Origin of the sequence: Hyphomicrobium sulfonivorans (genome assembly GCF_013306565.1) — a bacterium.
Lineage (GTDB): Bacteria > Pseudomonadota > Alphaproteobacteria > Rhizobiales > Hyphomicrobiaceae > Hyphomicrobium_A > Hyphomicrobium_A sulfonivorans.
The window spans coordinates 186,070-206,932 of record NZ_PZPO01000004.1; the positions used below are offsets into that span (position 1 = coordinate 186,070).

Sequence of the window (20,863 nt, forward strand, 5' to 3'; positions counted from 1 at the left end):
ACAGTTTGCAGGGATAAGCAACTCAAGTGTCAGCGGCGTGGCCGGAATGCCCGCCGCTGACGCGTTTTCCTTGCCTAATCGGCGCGGGCCGCGTACGGCAGCGCAATGCAAACGCCAATCTCTGGGGAGAGCCACGATGAGCCAGGACGCCTTGAAAGTCGCAGCGGCTGAGCAGGCGCTGGAATACATCGAGGAGGGCATGCGCGTGGGCCTCGGCACCGGCTCGACAGCGGCGAAGTTTGTCGAAGCGCTCGGCCGCAAGGTGGCGCAGGGCTTCAAGGTGACGTGTGTTGCGACCTCGGAAGTCACGCAGGCGCAGGCGCTCGCGCTGGGCATTCAGATGTCGACACTGGACGACCAGCCCTATCTCGACATCACCGTTGACGGCGCCGATGAGATCGACGGCGCGCTGCGCCTTATCAAGGGCGGCGGCGGCGCACTGCTGCGCGAGAAGATCGTTGCGACGGCATCGGGCGGCATGATCGTGATCGCGGATGCCTCCAAGCAGGTTGAAACGCTTGGCGCGTTTCCGCTGCCGGTCGAGGTGGTGCCTTTCGGTCTGGCCGCGACGCGCAACATGATCTCGGCGCTGGCGATTGATGTCGGCTGCGAGGGCGACATCCGCATGCGCACGCTATCGGATGGCGCGCCGTTCCGCACCGACAGCGGCAACCTCATCCTCGATTGCCATTTCGGTCGCATCCCTGCGCCGGAAGAACTGGACGAGGCGCTGAAGCTGGTGCCGGGCGTGGTGGAAAATGGCCTGTTCATTGGCATCGCCGATCTTGCCATCATTGCAGGCAGCGACGGCTTGACGGTTATCGGCGCTGAGGAAAGCGACTTCCCATGATCTCCAGAAATATGCGCGCGTCAGATTGCGCGATGCGCCGTGCGCTGATGGCGTGTGTGGTTGCGCTCGGCATCTTCGTCAGCGCTGCAACGGTTGCGGGCGTTCCGGCCTATGCCGAGGATGCCGCCGCTGGCCTTGAAGCGCAGCGCATCGCCGCCGCCCATGAATTGATGGAAGTGACAGGCGTCAATGCTCAGCTCGACGGCATGGTCGATATCATGTCGCAAGGCTTCCGCAAGGGGGCTGGCGACGCGGGTGGTAAGACGGCCGCCGATAAAGCGGGCGAGGAATTCGACCGCTTCATGCAGCGCATGCTTTCCTATCGTCAGGCGATGCTTGATGACTTTGCCAAGATGTACGCGGATCGCGTCACGCTGGAGGAACTGCGCGCCGTGACCGAGTTCTATCGCTCGGATGCGGGGCAGAAGTTCATCAAGGCGATGCCGGAACTGATGCAGCAGGGCGGCCAGCTCGGCATCAAGTACAGCCAGAAAGCGCTGCAGGACATGAAGGACGCCAAGCCCTGAGCGGCAGCAGGGGCGGCACAAGGCGAGAGATGGCGGGCAAGCATGACGACGCAATATGATTACGACCTGTTCGTCATCGGTGCCGGATCCGGCGGTGTCCGCGCCGGCCGTATCGCCGCCGGCTATGGCGCGCGCGTTGCCATCGCCGAGGAATATCGCATCGGTGGTACGTGCGTGATCCGTGGCTGCGTGCCGAAGAAGCTTTATGTCTACGCCAGTCGCTTTGCCGATGAGTTTGAGGACGCGCGCGGCTTTGGCTGGAACGTCGGCGAGGTTTCGTTCGACTGGCCGACGCTGGTCGCCGCGAAGAACCGCGAGTTGAACCGGTTGGAGCAGGCTTACCGCGGCACGTTGGGCCGGGCGGGTGTTGAAGTTATTCCAGAGCGCGCCACCGTTGCCGGACCGAACACCGTGCGCCTGGAAACATCTGGCCGCACCGTAACGGCGGGCAAGATCCTGATCGCGACCGGTGCAACGCCGTGGCTGGGCCCGGACATTCCAGGGCTTGAACATGTCATCACCTCTAACGAGGCGTTCGATCTGCCAGCGCTGCCCAAGAGCATCGTGATTGCCGGCGGCGGTTACATCGCGCTTGAGTTCGCCGGCATCTTCGCGCGGCTGGGCGTCGAGACGACGATTGTCTATCGTGGTGACAAGGTGCTGCGCGGCTTCGACGAAGATCTGCGCGACCGTTTGATGGAAGCCTACACCAAGAGCGGCATTCGCTTCTGTCTCGGCCACGTATTCACGCGTATTGAGAAAACCGATGCTGGCGTCGTCGGGCATCTTTCGAACGGCGAAACAGTAACCGCCGATCACATCATGTTCGCCATCGGCCGCACGCCGAACACGCGTGGGCTGGGGCTTGAGGATGTCGGCGTCGAACGCGGCTGGAACGGACATATCGTCGTCGATGAGTATTCCAGAACGTCGGTCGAGAGCATCTTCGCGGTTGGCGATGTGACCGACCGTCTGGCGCTGACACCGGCGGCAATCCGCGAAGGGCACGCGTTCGCCGACACCGAGTTCGGCGGCAACCCGCGCATGGTCGAACACACGATGATCCCCACGGCGGTATTCTCGACGCCTGAGGTTGCAAGCGTGGGATTGCCGGAGCATCTGGCGCGGGAGCGCTGTGCTGAGCTGCACATTTACAAGGCGTCGTTCCGGCCGATGAAGGCTACGCTTTCAGGACGCGACGAGCGCATGTTCATGAAGCTGATCGTCGATGGCGAAAGCAATAAGGTGATCGGCTGTCACGTGCTGGGCGAAGACGCCGGTGAAATCATCCAGATGGCTGCGATTGCCCTGCGCATGGGCGCAACTAAAGCCGACTTCGACAACACCATGCCCTTGCATCCGAGCAGCGCGGAAGAGCTTGTGACCATGCGCGAGAAATGGATCGCGCCGACGGAAGCCGCCGGTTGATTTGATATCCGATAGTTGGAGAGTTTTTGAATGGCCCGTTTGAAGGACAAGATTGCGCTCGTCACCGGTTCGGCTGCGGGTATCGGACTCGCAACGATTGAGCGCCTCGCTGCTGAGGGTGCGCATGTTTACGTCACCGACGTCGATGGTGCAGGCGCTGAGAAAGCTGCGGCTGCGCTGGTTGCCAAGGGCCTGCACGCGACGGCGATGACGGTTGACGTCTCGCGCGGGCAGGATGTGACAGCACTGGTGCGCGCGATCGAGCAGCAGCACGGTCGGCTTGACGTGGTGGTGAACAACGCGGGCATCAACGTGCGCACCGATTTCCGCAACATGTCGGATGCCGACTGGGTGCGACTGCGCGAGGTGAACCTTGACGGCATGGTGCGTATTGCACGCGATACGTTTCCGCTGATGAAGGCATCGGGCAAGGCGTCGCTGATCAATCTGGCGTCGATCATGGGCCATCGCGGCATGCGCACGCTGGCGGCCTATGGCGCCACCAAGGGCGCGATGTCAGCACTGACACGCGGGCTGGCGGTAGAATATGCGCCGTTCGGCATCCGCGTGAATGCGCTGGCGCCAGGCTTCATCGAAACCGCGCTGACCGAGCGCGTGCTGCGCATCGAGGCGTTCTCGAAGGCGCTGCTGGAGCAGACGCCGCTGCGCCGCTTCGGTTCAGGCGAGGATGTCGCCAACGCGGTGCTGTTCTTTGCGTCCGATGAGAGCGCGTACATCACCGGCGCGGAACTCGCGATCGACGGCGGTATGCAGGCGGCGCTTTAGCGGGATAGCGCGCGAACGCGGGCCACCCGTGTAGACGCTGGGTGCCTTACACGTCGCAGCCTTCCACCGTTTCGGCGATGAGACCATCGACGACGCCGACGAGCGCTTCCGCCTGCGTCGCGCCCAGTGATTGCAGATGGCGATAGCGCGTCACCTGTCGGTCGGCGCTGGTGCCGCCGGTGGCGATGTTCAACGCGTGGCGCACCTCGCGTTCGCAGCCGAGCGCGGCGGCATCTTCGGCCAGCAAGCCGGTGAGCTCGGCGATCAGCGTGGCGAACGGCACGAGCTTGCCCTGGCCGAAATCGAACAGAGATTCGGTGACGCCATAACGCTGCGCGCGCCAGCGGTTTTCCTCGATCAGAAACGCGGGATATGAGCGCCATTTCTGATTGGCGCGGCGCAGGCGATACAACATCCGCAGCGTGCAGGCGTAGAGTGCGGCGATGCTGAGGGCGTCGTCCAGCCGCGTGCACACATCGGTGACGCGCATTTCCAGCGTCGGGAAACGGGCGGAGGGCCGCAGATCCCACCAGATCTTGGTCGCGTCCTCGATGACGCCGTTGCGCAGCAGCACATTGATGGTGCGCTCATATTCGGTGAAGCTTTCGAACCGTTGCGGCAGTCCGGTACGTGGCAGCTCATGGAACACCGCGAGGCGGTAGCTTTTGAGGCCGGTATCCTCGCCCTGCCAGAACGGCGATGAAGTAGACAGCATCAGGAAGTGGGGCAGGAAATATCGCACCTGATTCATCAGGTCGATGCGCATATCCGGGTCGTCGATGGCCACATGCACATGCATGCCGCAAATCGCCAAGCGCCGCCCGATGCCGCCGAAATCTTCCGCCAGCGCCTGATAGCGGGGTTTGGGGGTGGTCTCGAGACCGGAGCGATCGGCGAAGGGATGGGTAGAGGCGGCGATGGGGGCCATGCCGAAACGCGCAGCAATCCGCGCAATGGTGCCCCGCAACCGCGCCAACTCCTTCCGCGCCGCCGCGAAATCATTGTGAACGCTGGTCCCAACCTCGATCTGGGAGCGGAAAAACTCCGGGGCGACCTGTTTGCCCAGCTCCGCCTCGCTGATCCGCATCAGTTCTTCCGGGGCGGCTGCGAAGTGGCGCGATTCCAGGTCGACGAGGTGGTATTCTTCCTCGATCCCAAAGGTAAACGAAGGTGCCACGGTGCCCATGCAGTGCTCCTTGAACCTATGCGATCGGAGCATGGCCGGAATACTGGTCAGGCCGCCCGAGGTAGCTTATATGCTGCGACTACTGGCATAATGATTTAAAACCGATGCGCTTGCGTTACCGCGCTGGCGCGCCGAAGGAGTTTTGGAAATGGCGGCAAACTGGTCTCCGGACAGTTGGAGGAGCAAGCCGATCGTTCAGGTTCCGGATTACCCGGATCTGGCGGCTTTGGCTGATGTCGAGGCTAAGATTGCTTCTTTTCCGCCGCTGGTGTTCGCCGGTGAGGCAGACAAGCTGAAGCGTGCGCTGGGTGAAGTGGCCCAGGGCAAGGCCTTCCTGTTGCAGGGCGGCGACTGCGCTGAAAGCTTCGCTGAGCATGGCGCCAACCATATCCGCGAGCTGTTCCGCGTCTTCCTGCAGATGGCGGTGGTGCTGACCTATGCCGGCGGTGTGCCGGTGGTGAAGGTTGGGCGCATCGCGGGCCAGTTCGCCAAGCCGCGTTCCTCGTCCACCGAGACGCGTGACGGCGTGGAGCTGCCCAGCTATCGCGGCGACATCATCAACGGTGGCGGTTTCACCGAGGCCGAGCGCATCCCTGATCCGCAGCGCCAGCTTGAGGCCTATCGCCAGTCGGCAGCGACGCTGAACCTGCTGCGCGCGTTCTCCGAGGGTGGCTATGCCAGCCTCGACAACGTGCTGCGCTGGCTGCTCGACTTCGAGCACAAGAGCCCGTTCGGCCAGAAGTATCACGAGATGGGCGAGCAGATTCACACCGCGCTGCGGTTCATGGAATCGTGCGGCGTCACTCCGGAAACCGTGCCTGCGCTGGGTCGGACGGCATTCTACACCAGCCACGAGGCGCTGCTGCTCGGCTATGAGCAGGCGCTTGTGCGGCGGGACGAGGCTGGCGGCAGTCAGGCGCCCTATGCAACTTCGGGCCATATGCTCTGGATCGGCGACCGCACGCGGCAGCCCGATCACGCGCATATCGAGTTCTGTCGTGGCGTGCGCAATCCGATTGGCATCAAGGTCGGCCCGTCGCTGGATGCCGATGGCTTGCTGCGCCTGATCGACATTCTGAACCCGACCGACGAGCCGGGCCGCCTGACGCTGATCTGCCGCTTCGGCGCCGACAAGGTCGAGAAGCATCTGCCGGGTCTGATCCGTGCCGTGGAGCGCGATGGCCGCATCGTGCTGTGGTCGTGCGATCCGATGCACGGCAACACGATAAGCGCCACCAATGGCTTCAAGACGCGTCCGTTCGAGCGCATCCTGAAGGAAGCCGAGAGCTTCTTCGACATCCACCGCGCCGAGGGCACCTATGCCGGCGGCATCCATGTCGAGATGACCGGCTCACCGGTGACGGAATGCACGGGCGGCGCGGCGGCCAACATCTCCGAGGCGCAGCTGAAGGAGCGTTACGACACGCTCTGCGATCCGCGTCTCAATGCCGATCAGTCGCTGGAGCTGGCTTTCCTGATCGCCGAGCGGCTGAAGCAGGAGCGCGAAGAGGCTTTGCGCGCGCCTGAGCCGCTGGTCGCGCTGGGCTGAGCTACTACGCGTGCGCGGCGGGAGTAGCCCCCGTCGCGGTGAAGAAAATGCGATGCAACGGCCGGTGGGGAAACTCACCGGCCGTTTTCGTTTTTCACATTGAAGCGGAGGCTGGGCGCGCGCCGCGCTTTACCTAAGCGGCGCGGAACAGGCGCACGGCTTCATCGCACTCGAAGATGTACAGCAGCGTGCGCAGCGCTTGACCGCGTGGTGTCGCCAGCATTGGATCGGCGGCTAACAGCATGCGGGCGTCATCGCGCGCGGCTTCCAGCAGATCGGCAAAGCCCGGCACCTCTGCAACGCGGAAACCGGGCGTGCCGCTCTGGCGTGCGCCCAGCACCTCGCCGCCGCCGCGCAGCTCCAGATCCTTCTCGGCGATGAGGAAGCCGTCTTCGGTTTCTTCCATCATCTCCAGCCTTGCGCGCGCGGTCTCGCCCAGCGGCGCCTTGTACAGCAGCATGCAGAAGCTTTCACGCTGACCGCGCCCGACGCGACCGCGCAACTGATGCAACTGCGCCAGACCGAAACGCTCGGCGTGCTCGATCACCATGATGTTGGCGTTGGGCACGTTGACGCCAACTTCGATCACCGTGGTGGCGACGAGAATTTTTAGCTGGCCGTCGGCGAACGCAGCCATAGCTGCGTCCTTCGCCGTGGCGGCCATTGCGCCGTGCAACAGGCCGACATTCTCCGCGCCAAATATCTGCGCTAGATGCGCGTGGCGTTCTTCCGCAGCGGCAAGATCGGAAACGTCGGACGATTCAATCAGCGGGCAGACCCAATAAACCTGCGCACCCTCGGCCAGCTGTGAGCGTAAGCGCTCTATCAGCTTTTCCATCGAATCCGTCGGCAGCTTGCGCGTCACGATTGGTTTGCGGCCCGGCGGCTTTTCCGTCAGACGCGATACATCGAGATCGCCGTAGTGGGTCATCACCAGCGTGCGCGGAATAGGCGTTGCGGTCATCACCAGCACGTCGGTGCCCTTGGCGCCGCCCTTCGACTGCAGCGACAGACGCTGATGCACGCCGAAACGGTGTTGCTCGTCGATAACCGCGAAGGCGAGGTCGTGGAACAGAACGTCGGGCTGGAACAGCGCGTGCGTGCCGATGATGATGTCGATCTCGCCCGACGCCAGCCGCTTCAGAATTTCGGTGCGGATGCGGCCCTTTTCGCGCCCCGTCAGCAGACCGATGCGCAACCCGGCCTGCTCCGCCAGCGGCGCCATGGTTTCCAGATGCTGACGCGCGAGCACTTCCGTTGGCGCCATCAACGCCGCCTGCGCACCCGATTCCACCGCGATCGCCATCGCCATCAGCGCGACAACGGTTTTGCCCGAGCCAACGTCGCCCTGTAGCAGGCGCAGCATGCGGCGCGGCGCGGCCATGTCGGCCTCAATCTCGCGCAGGGCATCGCGTTGCGAGTTGGTGAGCTTGAAGGGCAGGGCGGCGCTTAGGCGCGTGCGCACGCTGCCATCGCCGGTGACGCTGCGGCCGGGGCGGTTCTTGAAGTTCTGCCGTACCAGCGCCAGCGCAATCTGCCCTGCCAGCAGCTCATCATAGGCGAGGCGCTGACACGGTGGGCCGGAAGCGGAAATGTCTTCGGCGTCCACGGGCCGGTGCAGCCGTTGCAGTGCCTCATCGAACGTCGGCCAGGCGCGCTTTGCCAGCCATGTCGGCTCCTGCCATTCCGGCACTGGCGCAAGCTTGTCGACAGCCTGCCGCGCGGCCTTCTGCACGATCTTGCCGGAAAGGCCCGCCGTCAGCGGATACACCGGCTCCAGCAACGGCAGATCATCGCGCGCTTCCGGCGGCACGATGTAATCGGGATGCGTCATCTGCAGCTTGTCGGTGTAGCGCTCCACACGACCGGAAACATAACGCTCCTCGCCGACGGGAAGCTGCCGCTCGATGAACTTGCGCTCGGCATGGAAGAAAATCAGATCCAGTTTGCCGGTGTCATCTTCAACGCGCACCCGGTACGGCGCGCGGGATTTGCCCCGCGGCGGCGCGGCATGCTTCAGCACCCGCACTTTCAGCGTGGCGATGCTGCCGGGAACGGCGTCGGCGATGGAGGGCTCGGCGCGGCGATCGACGACGCCGGTCGGCAGATGCCACAGCAAATCCATCACCCGCGGCTCGGTAATGCCTGCCGGCAGGTTGACGCACTTCTTCATAAGCAGAAGCAGGCGCGGCCCGATCCCGGAAAGGGATTGCAGCGAAGCGAACAGGGGCGTCAACTCATGGGGCCGCATGTTGGCCAGCGCCTCAACGAAAACCGACAGAAATGCCAAAGCGCCGCAGCGGACAGCGCAGTGCGGTTCCGCGCGCCCTTTGCGCAATGGAAAACGGGCGTTATATCAACGCCCGAGGCCGTTGCGAGGGTGGCGGCCGCTCAGCGCGGCGTCAAGCCTTGCGCGCCGGTTATCCAAGAAAGCGGTTGTTCATGCACGACGATCTTCAAATCCGCCGCCGCCGTGCTGCTTATCGGGCTGCGCACCGGGGCACCAAGGAGATGGACATCGTGCTGGGGCGCTATGCTGATGCGCACATTGAAAGCATGACGGCCGAAGCGTTGACGCTGTTCGAAGAACTGCTGGCTGAGGCCGATCCGGTCATCACGCGCTGGTTTACAGCCGGAACGGATGGCGAGGAAGCCGGGCAATTGACGGGGCTTGTCGCGGACCTGCGCGCCTTTCACGGACTGGAGCACGGCGTCTCCGGTGTATTTCTGGAGACGAGATGACGACGGCCGGAGCCAATAAAGGCGCAATGAAGGGCGACCACAACGCACGCATTATCGCGGGCGTGCCCGAGGGGCTGGACGCGCTTGTGCTGGCGCAGTTGATCAACGAGGCAGCTGCAGAAACAGCGCCCGGCACGCTGCTGCACATCGCGCGCGATGACCGCCGGGTTGAGGCGCTGGAGCAGGGGCTCGCGTTCTTCGCGCCGCAGGTGCGCGTGCTGCCGTTCCCGGCGTGGGACACGGTGCCGTATGACCGCATCGGTCCGCGACCTGATGTTGTTGCGCAGCGCATGGCGACGCTGGCCAAGCTGGCGCTGGGCGGACGCAAGCATCCAACCGTAATCCTGACGACGGTGAATGCCGTACTGCAGCGCATCCCGACGCGCAGTTTCATGAAGCGCACCGTCAAGGCGCTGGCGCCGGGGCAGCGGGTCGACATGGCCCGGCTGATGAAGCGACTGGCGCTGATGGGCTACACGCGCTCGGGCACTGTGATGGAGCCGGGCGAATATGCAGTGCGCGGCGGCATCCTCGACATCTATCCGCCGGGGCGCGCGCAGCCGGTGCGCCTCGACTTTTTCGGCGACACGCTGGAAACCATCAAGGCGTTCGACGTACAGACGCAGCGCTCGCAGAAGGCGGTGCAGAAGTTCGCGTTGATGCCGGTGAGCGAAGTTGAATTCGGCTCCGATGCCGAAAAGCTTTTTCGCGCCCGCTACGTTGAGCTGTTCGGCGGCGCGACGGGTGATGATCCGCTGTATGAGGCTGTCAGCTCCGGCCATCGCTATCCCGGACAGGAGCACTGGCTGCCGCTGTTCCACGATGAGCTTGAGACGCTGTTCGATTATCTGCCGGGTGTTGCGATCAGCTTCGATCATCGTTCCGACGAAACCATCAAGAGCCGCCTCGATCAGATTTCAGAGCACTACGACGCCCGCCTTGAGGCGCTGGAGGAAGCCAAGTTCGGCGGCCCGCCCTACAAGCCCGTGCCGCCGGATCGGATGTTTCTCAATCAGGCGGAATTCGAAACGCTGCTGACGCGCCATCGCACCAATCATCTGACGCCATTTGAGGCGGGTGAAGCTCCGCATGTGCGTTCGTGGCGCGGCCGTGGCGGGCGTACGTTCACCGCTGAACGCGCGCAGGGCGATGTCAACGTGTTCGATTCCGTTGTCGGTCACATCCGCCGGCTGCAGGACGATCAGCGTCGCATCATTCTGACGACGTGGACGCCGGGCGCGCGCGAGCGGCTGGCCAGCCTGTTGGGCGATCACGGCCTCAAGGACATTGCGCGCGTTGAATCCTATGCCGAAGCGCTTGCGTTGCCGGGCAAGCAGGTGAGCATCGGCGTGCTCGGCATGGAGCAGGGCTTCGAAACGCCGGAGCTGGTGGTCATCGGCGAGCAGGACATTCTCGGCGACCGGCTTGTGCGCCCGCGCCGCAAGAAGCGTTCCGCTGTTGATGTGTTGACGGAAGCAACAAGCCTTTCCGTCGGCGATCTCGTCGTGCACTCCGATCACGGCATCGGTCGCTTCTGCGGACTGAAAACCATCGAGGTGCTGGGCGCGGCGCACGACTGCCTTGAGCTGCACTACGCGGGTGGCGACAAGCTGTTCCTGCCGGTTGAAAACATCGAGCTTTTGTCCCGTTACGGCGCCGATGAATCCGACGCACAACTCGATAAGCTCGGCGGTGTCGGCTGGCAGTCGCGCAAGGCCAAGCTGAAGAAGCGGTTGCTTGAGATCGCCTCCGAGCTGATCAAGCTTGCAGCGCTACGCCAGCTGAAGGAAGCACCAGCTATCACGGTCCAGGAAGGTCCGTACGAGGAGTTCGTCGCACGCTTCCCGTATGAGGAAACCGAAGATCAGGGCGCCAGCATCGAAGCGGTGCTGGAGGATCTCGGCGCCGGGCGGCCGATGGATCGGCTCGTTTGCGGTGACGTCGGTTTCGGCAAGACGGAAGTCGCGTTGCGCGCTGCATTCGCCGGCGCGATGGGCGGGCTGCAGGTTGCCGTCGTCGTGCCGACAACGCTGCTGGCGCGTCAGCACTTCAAGACCTTCACCGAGCGTTTCCGTGGCTTGCCGATCAACGTTGCGCAGGCTTCGCGTATGGTCGGCTCCAAGGAACTTGCCGAGGTGAAGGAGGGCGTGAAAAACGGCACCGTCGATATCGTTGTTGGCACGCACGCGCTGCTGGGCAAGACCATCGATTTCAAGCGCCTCGGTCTGCTGATCATCGACGAGGAGCAGCACTTCGGCGTTGGCCACAAGGAACGGCTGAAGAAGATGAAGGAGGACGTGCACGTCCTCACGCTGTCGGCGACGCCTATTCCACGTACGCTGCAATTGGCGCTGACGGGCGTGCGCGAACTTTCGCTCATCACCACACCGCCGGTCGACCGCCTCGCGGTGCGCACGTACATCTCGCCATTCGATCCGATGATCATCCGAGACGCGCTGCTGCGCGAACGCTATCGCGGCGGTCAGAGCTTCTACGTTGCGCCGCGCATTTCTGATCTGGATGAGATCGCCGACTTCCTGCGCGAGGCGGTGCCGGAGCTGACATTCGCGCGCGCCACCGGTCAGCTTGCGCCGGGCGAGCTGGAAGATGTGATGACGGCATTCTACGACGGCAAATATGACGTGTTGCTGTCTACCGCCATCGTTGAATCGGGTCTCGATCTGCCGAACGCCAACACGCTGATCGTACACCGCGCCGACATGTTTGGCCTCGCGCAGCTCTATCAGTTGCGTGGCCGCGTTGGCCGTTCGAAGACGCGTGCGTATGCCTACTTCACGACGCCGATCGGCAAGGCGCTGACAGAAGGCGCCGATAAGCGCCTGAAGGTGCTGCAATCGCTGGATACGCTGGGCGCGGGATTCTCGCTGGCGTCGCACGATCTCGACATCCGCGGTTCCGGCAATCTGCTGGGCGAGGAGCAATCTGGCCACATCCGCGAGGTTGGCTTCGAGCTCTATCAGTCGATGCTGGAAGAGGCCGTCGCCTCGATGAAGGAAGGCGACATTGAAGGCACCAACACACGCGACCAGTGGAGCCCGCAGATTTCACTCGGCACGTCGGTGCTCATCCCGGAAAGCTACGTCGCCGACCTGCAACTTCGTCTTGGTCTCTATCGCCGTCTGTCGACGCTGGAGACGCGCGAGGAGATCGACAACTTTGCGTCCGAGCTGGTCGATCGCTTCGGTCCGTTGCCGGAGGAAGTGGAGCATCTGCTCGACGTGATGGAGATCAAGGGGCTGTGCCGTCAGGCAGGCGTTTCGCAGGTGGATGCGGGGCCGCGCGGAGCGGTGGTCGCGTTCCACAAGAATGCGTTCGCCAATCCGGAAGGGCTGGTTGCATTCGTGCAGGCATCGCGCGGCATGGTGAAGGTGCAGCCGGATCAGAAGCTGGTGTTCCGTGCCGGATGGGATCTGCCGAACGAGCGCTTGAAGGGCGTGCGTGGTTTCATCGGCCAGCTTGCAGACGTTGCCGCTCGGGCGAAGAAAGCCGCTTAACGCGGCGGCAACCGTGCGACCTCAGAAAACAAAAGCGCGCAGATTTGATCTGCGCGCTCATAACTCCCGGTCGTCATGCAGTTTGCAGACGTCTGCGATCAGGTCGTCTTGCGCTTGTTGAAGTAGGCGCGCGGGCCCGGCGAACGGCGCGAGCGCTGCTCCGGTGACATCGCTTCCATCAACTTGATCGCCTGCGTGAAGATGATCGGGAACACCACGATCAGGAACAGCCCGATCAGCATCAGGTCGCGCATGTCGGCCTGATAGCCACGATAGAGCACCAGCAGCCCCGAGCCGATGCCCGCCGCCGTCAGCAGCGTGATGAGAACGGCTTCAAGGTGGTGCGAGATCACATACCAGAGCCCGACGACCGCCAGCACCGCCGTGATGCCGATGGCTGTCAGCACACCGGGATGCGCGGCAAGATATTGCGTGAGTTCGTCGAACATGATCGCCTCCTTGCATGCCGCCAACGCGGCGGCGAACAGCAACGAGAGCTGATACCACTTTCAGCCCGGCTGTGCGTGACGGTCGGGCAGAATGGTAGCGCTGCGCGGCGCACAGGACACAGATCGGCGGTCAGCTTGTGGATAACTCGGGATGACGCAACGCCTTACGCATCACCTTGCCGTTTGCTGTGCGAGGTAGCGCGTCGATGAACACAATCGAGCGCGGCCGCTTGTATCCAGCCAGGCGTTCGGCAGCGAAGGTTTCGATGTCGGACGCTTCAACGCTCGCACCGGGCTGACGCACGATGAATGCCGCGATGATGCTGACGTCGGCGCGCACGCGTACTTCCGCGCACGCCACCTCGGCAACAGCGGGATGTTCCGCAATCGCGGCTTCCACTTCCAGCGGCGACACGCGATAGCCGAGCGCCTTCATCAGATCGTTGGCGCGGCCGTGATGGAACACATATCCGTCGGCGTCGATGCGGGCGAGGTCACCGCCGATAAACCATTCGCCGCGCATCACGGCAGCTTCTTCGTCAGGCCGGTTCCAGTAGCCAAGCATCAAGCCTGGATCGGAGCGGTGCACGGCCAGCAAACCTTCCTCACCTGCGGGCAATGGTTCATCGCCGCCATCAACCGGCAGCACGGCGATGCGACGGCCGGGCTGTGCCTGGCCAACAGCACCTGCACACCGAACCATCTCCGGCCCGGTTGAAATGTAGGTCGAGATTTCACTCATGCCGAGCGCCTCGTAAATCGGGCGTCCGGTGCGCGCTTCCCATTCCTCGAACAGGCCAGGCGGCGGACTTTCCCCGGCCATCAGGCCGTGACGCAGCGCGCCCAGATCGTCACGCGTCGGCTGCGCATATTTGAGGATCTGCCGAAACACACCGGGCACGCCCGCGAACAGCGTGGCGCCAGTCTGCCGGATCAGTTGCGGCCAGACGGTGGGATCCTTCTCGCCCGTGAAGATGATCGATGTCGCGCCGTTGGCCCACGGATCGGTGAGGCCGGTGCCGAGTGTGAAGGTCCAGTTGAACGCTCCGGCATGCAGCATGCGGTCACCCGGGCCGATGCCGTACCAGCCGCGATACATCGGACTACGACCGAAAGCGGCGCGCTGTGCGTGCAGCACACCCTTGGGCGACGCAGTGGTGCCCGAAGTGTAGATCAGGAATGCAGGATCGTCGGCGGCGGTGTCGGCATAGTCCGCGCGCGGTGCTTCACGCATCATGCGCTCGACGGTAGCGGCGTCCAGCACCATCATACCGCCCGGCAACGCGCCCATCTCCATGCCAGCGCCGCTGCCAAGAGCAACGGCCTGCGCGCCGCTGTCCTCAAGCATAAAGCGCGCTTCGGTGGCGGTGAGCTGCGTTGACGTTGGCAGCGGGACATAGCCGCCCGCTATCGCGCCGAAGAACAGCAGCGCATAAGTGCTGGTGTTTTCCAGCCGGATGAGAATGCGTGCGCCGGGTTTCAGTCCGGTTGCCTGCAATCCGCCGGCGATGCGCAACACCGCGTCTTCGATCGCAGCGAACGTCCATGCTTCGGAGGGCGCCGATCCGCTGGCGTCGTCATAGACCAGCAGCGCCGGTGCATCGGGGCGCGCAGCGGCGGCACGGCCGATGGCGTAAGCGGCCATGTTGAAGCGTGCAGGGAGAGAGGTGACAGGCGTGAGCAGGTTCATCATGGTTTGTCGGCGGTCCACCATGTATCGACGTTGGAGCCGAACAGAGGTGTCTTTTCTGGATGCTTCAGGCGGGTCCAATAGGCGACCCACTGCTTGGGTATGTAGAACAGCGGAATGACGTAGTCACCGGAAAGCAGCACGCGGTCGAGGGCCCGCACGGCGGACACAAAGTTCTGTTCGTCCTTTGCGGCCAGCATCGCGCCGATCATCGCATCGACGGCTTCATTCTCAACGCCAGCGAAGTTGAATGTGCCGGGAGTCTTGGCTGCATTCGCCGACCATCGGAACAACTGTTCGTTGCCGGGAGAAAGCGACGAGATCCAGGTGTTTTGCATCATGTCGTAGTCGTAGTTTGTCAGCCGCTGCTGATACTGCGCGCTATCGACAACCCGCACCCTGGCATCGATGCCGAGACGCTCGACATCGCGCACGAACGATAGCAGCAGGCCTTCCTGCGTGGTCGATGCGGCCAGAATTTCAAAGCTGAGCTGACGACCTGTTTTTGCATGCACGAGCTTGCCGCCACGCAATTCGTAGCCCGCTTGCTGCAGCAGATGGAATGCGCGCTCCTGATTGTCGCGACTGCGGCCCGAGCCATCGGTGGTCGGGAAGCGATAGGTGCCCGCCATGATGTCTGGCTTCACGGCATCGGGGTAGGGCGCCAGCAATTCGCGTTCGCGCTCGTCGGCGGGAACACCCGTCGATGCCAGCGTGGAACGTTCGAAATAGCTTTGCGTGCGGCTGTAAAGGCCGGAATAGAGCGTGCGATTGATCCATTCGAAGTCGAACAGCAGGATCAGGGCTTCGCGCACCTTCGGATCGGCGAACACGGGACGGCGGGTATTGAACACCAGCGCGGTCATGCCTGCTGGCAGACCGATTTCGAACTGGCCCTTGATGACGCGGCCGTCACGGGCGGCGGGAAATTCATAGCCGTTGGCCCAGCGGCGTGGATCATCCTCCGGCCAGCGGTCGGTTTGTCCTGACTTGAAGGCGTCGAACAGCACCGAACCATCACGGAAGTAGTCGAAGCGGATCTCATCGAAGTTGAAGCGGCCGCGATTGACGGGCAGGTCACGGCCCCAATAGTTGGGATCGCGCACATATGTCAGCGCCCGGCCGGCATCGACGCGGCCGATACGGTAGGGGCCTGACCCGATCGGCGGCGTAAGCGACGTGTGATCGAAGGTTGCCCGGTCGATGGCGTGTTTGGGCAGCACCGGCATCAGCCCCAGGATGAACGGGATTTCGCGGTCGCCGCTGTCGTCAAAGGTGAAACGCACGCCGTGATCGCCCAGGCGCTCGGCCTTTGTCACCTTCTCGAAGTAGGTGCGGTAATTCGGGCGGCCCTTCTCCATCAGAATTTCGTAGGAAAAAATGATGTCATCGGCGGTGATTGGGGTGCCGTCGGAAAAGCGCGCCTTGGGATTGAGATGAAATGTGATCGAGGAGCGATCCTCCGGCATCTCCACCGTTTCAGCGATCAGCCCATAGAGGGTGAACGGTTCGTCGAGGCCGCGGGCCATCAGGCTCTCGATCGTGAAATCGCGGATACCGACCGCGGGCACGCCCCGGACAATCAGCGGGTTCAGGCTGTCGAAGGAGCCGTAGGCGCCCAGCACGAGGCGTCCGCCCTTCGGGGCGTCAGGCTCAGCATAGGAGAAGTGCGAAAAACCGGCAGGCTGCTTGGGCTCACCGTGCAGGGCAATGCCGTGCATGGCTTTGGGAACAGTTGCGGACGGATCAGCTTCCGATCCCTGCGCGCTGGCAGGCGGAGCGAACGCCAGCAAAAAAAGCAGAGCCGCACAGGCCAATCGGGCGGCGATTGCAGGCAGGCCCAGCATGTGGCTGTGTTGCCGACAAAGCATGTGGACAGGCTGGCGAAGTATCACCTGATTGCCGTACTTGGCCGCTATGGCTGTCAAATGTTGAGGCATATGACGCCTCTTATCACAGGAAATATGTTCCGCCATGGCGCGTGCCGATTTCCCGCACAGACACTCCCGCGTTGCGTGTTTGCCACGATCGATTGTGTGGTTATCATGAATGTGAGAATGCTAAAAACTACGGCCACGGGATTGCCGCATTCGGGGCATTACTGCCGGTCAGTGGGCGCCGAGGGGCGTCATAAGGGCGCGCATTTTTTGTTCGCCCGGCGAGGGGCGAGCTGGACGGGCCAGCTCACTAAGAAAGGTTTGTATTCCATGACAAATTCCGTTGCGCACCTCCTGGTAAAGGGGCGGAGCGGCCGCGGGGTGGCCGCCGTGTGCGCTGCTCTTGGGCTGGCCGCCATGGTTTCTGCGGTGCCTGCCCTTGCGCAGGATGCAAAGAAGGCAGCGCCCGCCAAAGCCGCTCCCGCCGCCAAGGCTCCGGCCAAGGGCGCCGCTGCCGCTGGTGATCAGAAGAGCAGCGCCTGGGTCAAGCTTTGCGAGAAGGCGCCGTTCAACACCAAGGACAAGGACGGCAAGGAAGTTAAGAGCGAAAAGAACATCTGCCTGACGCATCACGAGCGTCTGGATGGCAACACCGGCATGGTCATGGTGTCGGCGGCTATCCGTGAGGTGGAAGGCGCTCCCAAGAAGAGCATGATGGTCATGGTGCCGCTTGGTATGGCTCTGCCGCCTGGGCTGCGCGCTGCGGTCTATTCCAAGGAACAGTGGGACAAAGCCGCGAAGAACGAGAAGATCGACGAGAACGCGCTGAAGCCGATCTCGCTGACCTACTCGCTGTGCCATGCCGCTGGCTGCACCGCCGAGATCGAAGCCACGCCGGACCTCATCGAGCAGATGAAGAAGGGCGGCGGCATCATGGTCATCGCCATGAATGCAGGCGCTCAGCCGATTGGCTTCCCGGTGCCGCTTGATGGCTTCACCGAGGCCTATGCCGGCAAGCCGATCGACAACGAAGAATATGCCAAGGCTCGTGGTCAGCTGATGGCGCAGATTCGTGAACGTCAGCAGGCTGCGCTTGAGAAGTACAAGGCCGAGCAGATGAAGAACCTGCCGCCGCCGCCGGATGGTGCTCCCGCCGCCGCCGCTGCACCGGCTGCCAAGAAGTAATTCTTCTGCTGTGATTTTTTGAGTTGTTGGCCGCTCGGCGATTGTATCGCCGGGCGGTTTTTCGTTGCGGATCGGCAGTGGGCGAAGCGCAATGATGAATCGTCAGGTGCGATCGAGATTGGCAAGTCGGCGGACGTGATGCAGCCAAGCCCGCCCTTGGCCTGCCGGGGAGCTGGTGCCGCAGTTGTGAGATTGGCCGGCTAATCCGCAGGGGCAGGTCGCTCGTGCGTTTAGTTTGGACACAGGCGCTGAGCTGAGCACCACCAGTCAATCGCAGCCATGCGCGCGTGGCGTGCGCGGCGCATACTGTTCGTGGCGGCGGCAACGGCGGACGGAAGATACAACCTTCCATCCGCGCGTCGTATGAACGGCGGAGACGCGCCGCTCCGATCCTCAGCCTGCCAATTAGGCCTGAACGGCTGCCATATAGCCCGGCAGCCAGGATTCGTTGACCGTGCGCAGATCGGCCAGCGATAGGGTCGTCTCGCCCTTGAGGCTGATGGCATCGCCACCGGTGCGGGCGACGATACGGGCGGGCAGGGCCAGCAGGCGCGCGCGCTCCAGCACTTCCTCGGCCTGCATCGGATCGACCGCCAGCACATAGCGGCCCTGATCCTCACCGAACCAGATTGCATAACCGGGCAGGCGGCCCTCATAGGCGAACAGCTCGGCGCCGATGTTGCCCGCCAGCGCCATTTCCGCGACAGCGACGATGAGGCCGCCGTCGGAAATGTCGTGCACGGTATCAACCTTGCCTTCGCGGATCAGCGTGCGGACGAGACGGCCGGCCTTGATTTCGTCGGCCAGATCAACCGGCGGCGGCGCGCCTTCCAGCTTGCCGGTCGCGTGCTGCTGATAGAGCGACTGGCCGAGGTGTCCGGCTTCGCGGCCGATGACGATCAGCAGGTCGTTTTCACGCTTCAGCGCGATGTCGGCCATGCGCGAAACATCTGGAACAACGCCGACGCCACCGATGGCGGGCGTCGGTGGAATGCCCACGCCGTTGGTCTCGTTGTAGAGCGAGACGTTGCCGGAAACGACCGGGTAATCCAGCACGCGGCAGGCCTCGCCCATGCCCTTCACCGAGCCGACGAACTGGCCCATCACTTCAGGGCGCTCGGGGTTGGCGAAGTTCATGTTGTCGGTGATCGCAAGCGGGTCGGCGCCGACGGCGGTGAGGTTGCGCCAGGTCTCGACAACGGCCTGCTTGGTGCCCATCTCCGGATCGGCGGTCACATAACGGGGCGTGACATCGCAAGTGACCGCAATGCCCTTCTGCGTGCCGTGGACGCGCACAACAGCGGCGTCGCCACCGGGGCGCTGCACCGTGTCGCCCATCACCATGTGATCGTACTGCTCCCATACCCAGCGGCGCGAGGCGAGGGCGGGGCCGCCCATCATGGTTTTCAGCGTGTCGAGGATGGCGTTGGGCGCGGGCACCCATTCCGGCAGAATGAGCTTCGGCACCTGAGTTGGGAACCACGGGCGCTCATAGATCGGCGCCGAGTTGGCAAGCGTCGTGACGGGAATGTCGGCTTCGACATTGCCCTTGTGCGTGACGATGAGACGGCCGGTGTCGGTGGTTTCGCCGACAACAGCGAAATCCAGTTCCCACTTGCGGAACACCGCTTCGGCTTCAGCTTCGGAGCCCGGCTTCAGCACCATGAGCATGCGCTCCTGGCTTTCCGACAGCATCATCTCATAGGCCGTCATGCCGGTTTCGCGCTGGGGCACGTGGTCGAGGTTCAGCGTGAAGCCCACGCCGCCCTTGTCGGCCATTTCGCACGATGAGGATGTGAGGCCAGCAGCGCCCATATCCTGAATGGCGATGATGCAGTCCTTCTCCATCAGTTCGAGGCACGCCTCTATCAGAAGCTTCTCAGTGAATGGATCGCCGACCTGCACCGTGGGGCGCTTTTCGTCCGACTTGTCGTCGAACTCCGCCGAGGCCATCGTCGCGCCGTGGATGCCGTCACGGCCGGTCTTCGAGCCGACATAGACCACCGGCAATCCGACGCCCTTGGCGGCGGAGTAGAAGATCTTGTCGGTGCGTGCGAGGCCAACGCACATGGCGTTGACGAGAATGTTGTTGTTGTAGCCAGCGTCGAAGTTCACCTCGCCGCCAACGGTCGGAACGCCGACGCAATTGCCATAGCCGCCGATACCCGACACGACGCCATCGACGAGGTGACGGGTCTTCGCATGCTCCGGCGCGCCGAAGCGCAGCGCGTTGAGGTTGGCAACCGGGCGCGCGCCCATGGTGAACACGTCGCGCATGATGCCGCCGACGCCAGTCGCCGCGCCCTGATAGGGTTCGATGTAGCTGGGATGGTTGTGGCTCTCCATCTTGAAGACCACCGCATCGCCATCTCCCAGATCGACAACGCCTGCGTTCTCGCCCGGCCCCTGGATGACCTGCTTGCCCGTTGTCGGCAGCGTCTTCAGCCACACGCGGGATGACTTATAGGAGCAGTGCTCTGACCACATGACCGAGAAGATGCCGAGCTCAGTGAAGCTTGGCTCGCGGCCCAGGATCTTCAAAAGGCGCTGGTATTCGGACGGGCTCAGCCCGTGCTCAGCGACGATTTCCGGTGTGATCTGAAAGGGGGTGTCGGACATGCTTGGCTTTGGCATCCATGCGTGCGGGAGAAAAGCCCGCTATCTGGTGGCGAACTGGTTGCGCTTATAGCTGCCGTCAGCGGAATTGTCGCCCCGGATGCGGCTTCGTGCGCACCTCAGCGGCCAGCGCCTGTTGATGGCAGTGCAACGCAGCCCAACCGGCTGTATGGCGTGTTGGGTGTTGCCGCTTTAGCCGGAGCATGGGTGGCCAAATGCTGGCGCTGTCGGCGCGGCGATTCCAGCTTCCTGGTGTGCCTGTGACGCGGGCTGGCAGCCATGCGCTGGGCGGGCGCGTGCGCGTTGGCTATGGCACGCGGTCGCGGTGCCCTGCGGCTGGACGGCACAAGGCGCGCTTCCGCCTCACCCGCAACGGATACCGGCTTTGTCGCGCCGTACCGCTGTAAAAAACACTTTAAATAACAACGTGTTATTTGGATCGCTCAGCGGTTTCAGTTCGGCG

Annotated in this window: 14 protein-coding genes; 8 read left to right on the forward strand and 6 right to left on the reverse strand. The window is 63.3% G+C overall.

Annotation, left to right across the window (positions count from 1 at the left end; translation table 11 throughout):
• The first annotated feature begins 136 nt into the window (after positions 1-136).
• Genes rpiA through C6Y62_RS09175 form a run of 4 tightly spaced genes read left to right on the forward strand, consistent with a single transcriptional unit; the run spans position 137 to position 3,591 of the window.
• The gene (gene rpiA, locus C6Y62_RS09160) at positions 137-850 is read left to right on the forward strand and encodes a ribose-5-phosphate isomerase RpiA (RefSeq protein ID WP_173953679.1); all 714 of its coding nucleotides are present in this window, start codon (positions 137-139) and stop codon (positions 848-850) included.
• Positions 847-1,377 (forward strand): DUF2059 domain-containing protein, encoded by a 531-nt coding sequence (locus C6Y62_RS09165; RefSeq protein ID WP_173953680.1) that lies wholly within the window; start codon positions 847-849, stop codon positions 1,375-1,377. Before rpiA ends, C6Y62_RS09165 begins: the two co-directional genes overlap by 4 nt.
• A 42-nt stretch (positions 1,378-1,419) precedes the next feature.
• Positions 1,420-2,805 carry a glutathione-disulfide reductase gene (gene gor / locus C6Y62_RS09170; RefSeq protein ID WP_173953681.1) on the forward strand — a complete coding sequence of 462 codons (1,386 nt, stop codon included), beginning with the start codon at positions 1,420-1,422 and terminating at the stop codon, positions 2,803-2,805.
• A 30-nt stretch (positions 2,806-2,835) separates the two neighbouring features.
• Positions 2,836-3,591, forward strand: coding sequence for an SDR family NAD(P)-dependent oxidoreductase (locus C6Y62_RS09175; RefSeq protein WP_068462532.1), 756 nt, complete (start codon positions 2,836-2,838; stop codon positions 3,589-3,591).
• Positions 3,592-3,637: 46 nt separating this feature from the next.
• Here C6Y62_RS09175 and C6Y62_RS09180 read toward each other — a convergent pair whose 3' ends face one another.
• A complete protein-coding gene (locus tag C6Y62_RS09180) occupies positions 3,638-4,777 on the reverse strand; it encodes a carboxylate-amine ligase (protein WP_173953682.1) in 1,140 nt (379 codons plus the stop codon).
• Positions 4,778-4,925: 148 nt separating this feature from the next.
• Between C6Y62_RS09180 and C6Y62_RS09185 the strand changes: the two genes are divergently transcribed.
• Positions 4,926-6,326, forward strand: coding sequence for a class II 3-deoxy-7-phosphoheptulonate synthase (locus C6Y62_RS09185; RefSeq protein ID WP_068462529.1), 1,401 nt, complete (start codon positions 4,926-4,928; stop codon positions 6,324-6,326).
• Positions 6,327-6,459: 133 nt separating this feature from the next.
• Here the strand turns inward: C6Y62_RS09185 and recG are convergent, their stop codons facing one another.
• Entirely contained in the window at positions 6,460-8,577 is a 2,118-nt protein-coding gene (gene recG / locus C6Y62_RS09190; RefSeq protein ID WP_173954000.1) for an ATP-dependent DNA helicase RecG, read from the reverse strand.
• Between the two features lie 191 nt (positions 8,578-8,768).
• Between recG and C6Y62_RS09195 the strand changes: the two genes are divergently transcribed.
• Both C6Y62_RS09195 and mfd read left to right on the forward strand, forming a co-directional pair.
• A complete protein-coding gene (locus tag C6Y62_RS09195; RefSeq protein ID WP_173953683.1) occupies positions 8,769-9,068 on the forward strand; it encodes an FAD assembly factor SdhE in 300 nt (99 codons plus the stop codon).
• On the forward strand, positions 9,065-12,583 hold the full coding sequence (gene mfd / locus C6Y62_RS09200) for a transcription-repair coupling factor (protein ID WP_246274541.1): 3,519 nt from the start codon (positions 9,065-9,067) through the stop codon (positions 12,581-12,583). Before C6Y62_RS09195 ends, mfd begins: the two co-directional genes overlap by 4 nt.
• Before the next feature lie 98 nt (positions 12,584-12,681).
• Here mfd and C6Y62_RS09205 read toward each other — a convergent pair whose 3' ends face one another.
• The 3 genes from C6Y62_RS09205 to C6Y62_RS09215 form a co-directional block, all read right to left on the reverse strand.
• Positions 12,682-13,032: a hypothetical protein gene (locus C6Y62_RS09205; protein ID WP_157066752.1), complete on the reverse strand. Its 351-nt coding sequence runs from the start codon at positions 13,030-13,032 to the stop codon at positions 12,682-12,684.
• Between the two features lie 130 nt (positions 13,033-13,162).
• On the reverse strand, positions 13,163-14,725 hold the full coding sequence (locus C6Y62_RS09210; RefSeq protein WP_246274542.1) for a class I adenylate-forming enzyme family protein: 1,563 nt from the start codon (positions 14,723-14,725) through the stop codon (positions 13,163-13,165).
• Positions 14,722-16,593, reverse strand: a complete 1,872-nt coding sequence (locus C6Y62_RS09215; protein WP_420844157.1) for an extracellular solute-binding protein — start codon at positions 16,591-16,593, stop codon at positions 14,722-14,724. The genes C6Y62_RS09210 and C6Y62_RS09215 overlap by 4 nt, the downstream gene beginning before the upstream one ends.
• Before the next feature lie 387 nt (positions 16,594-16,980).
• Between C6Y62_RS09215 and C6Y62_RS09220 the strand changes: the two genes are divergently transcribed.
• Positions 16,981-17,784 (forward strand): invasion associated locus B family protein, encoded by an 804-nt coding sequence (locus C6Y62_RS09220; protein WP_338074363.1) that lies wholly within the window; start codon positions 16,981-16,983, stop codon positions 17,782-17,784.
• Positions 17,785-18,189: 405 nt separating this feature from the next.
• Here C6Y62_RS09220 and purL read toward each other — a convergent pair whose 3' ends face one another.
• Positions 18,190-20,403, reverse strand: a complete 2,214-nt coding sequence (gene purL / locus C6Y62_RS09225) for a phosphoribosylformylglycinamidine synthase subunit PurL (RefSeq protein WP_173953686.1) — start codon at positions 20,401-20,403, stop codon at positions 18,190-18,192.
• Between the last annotated feature and the right edge of the window lie 460 nt (positions 20,404-20,863).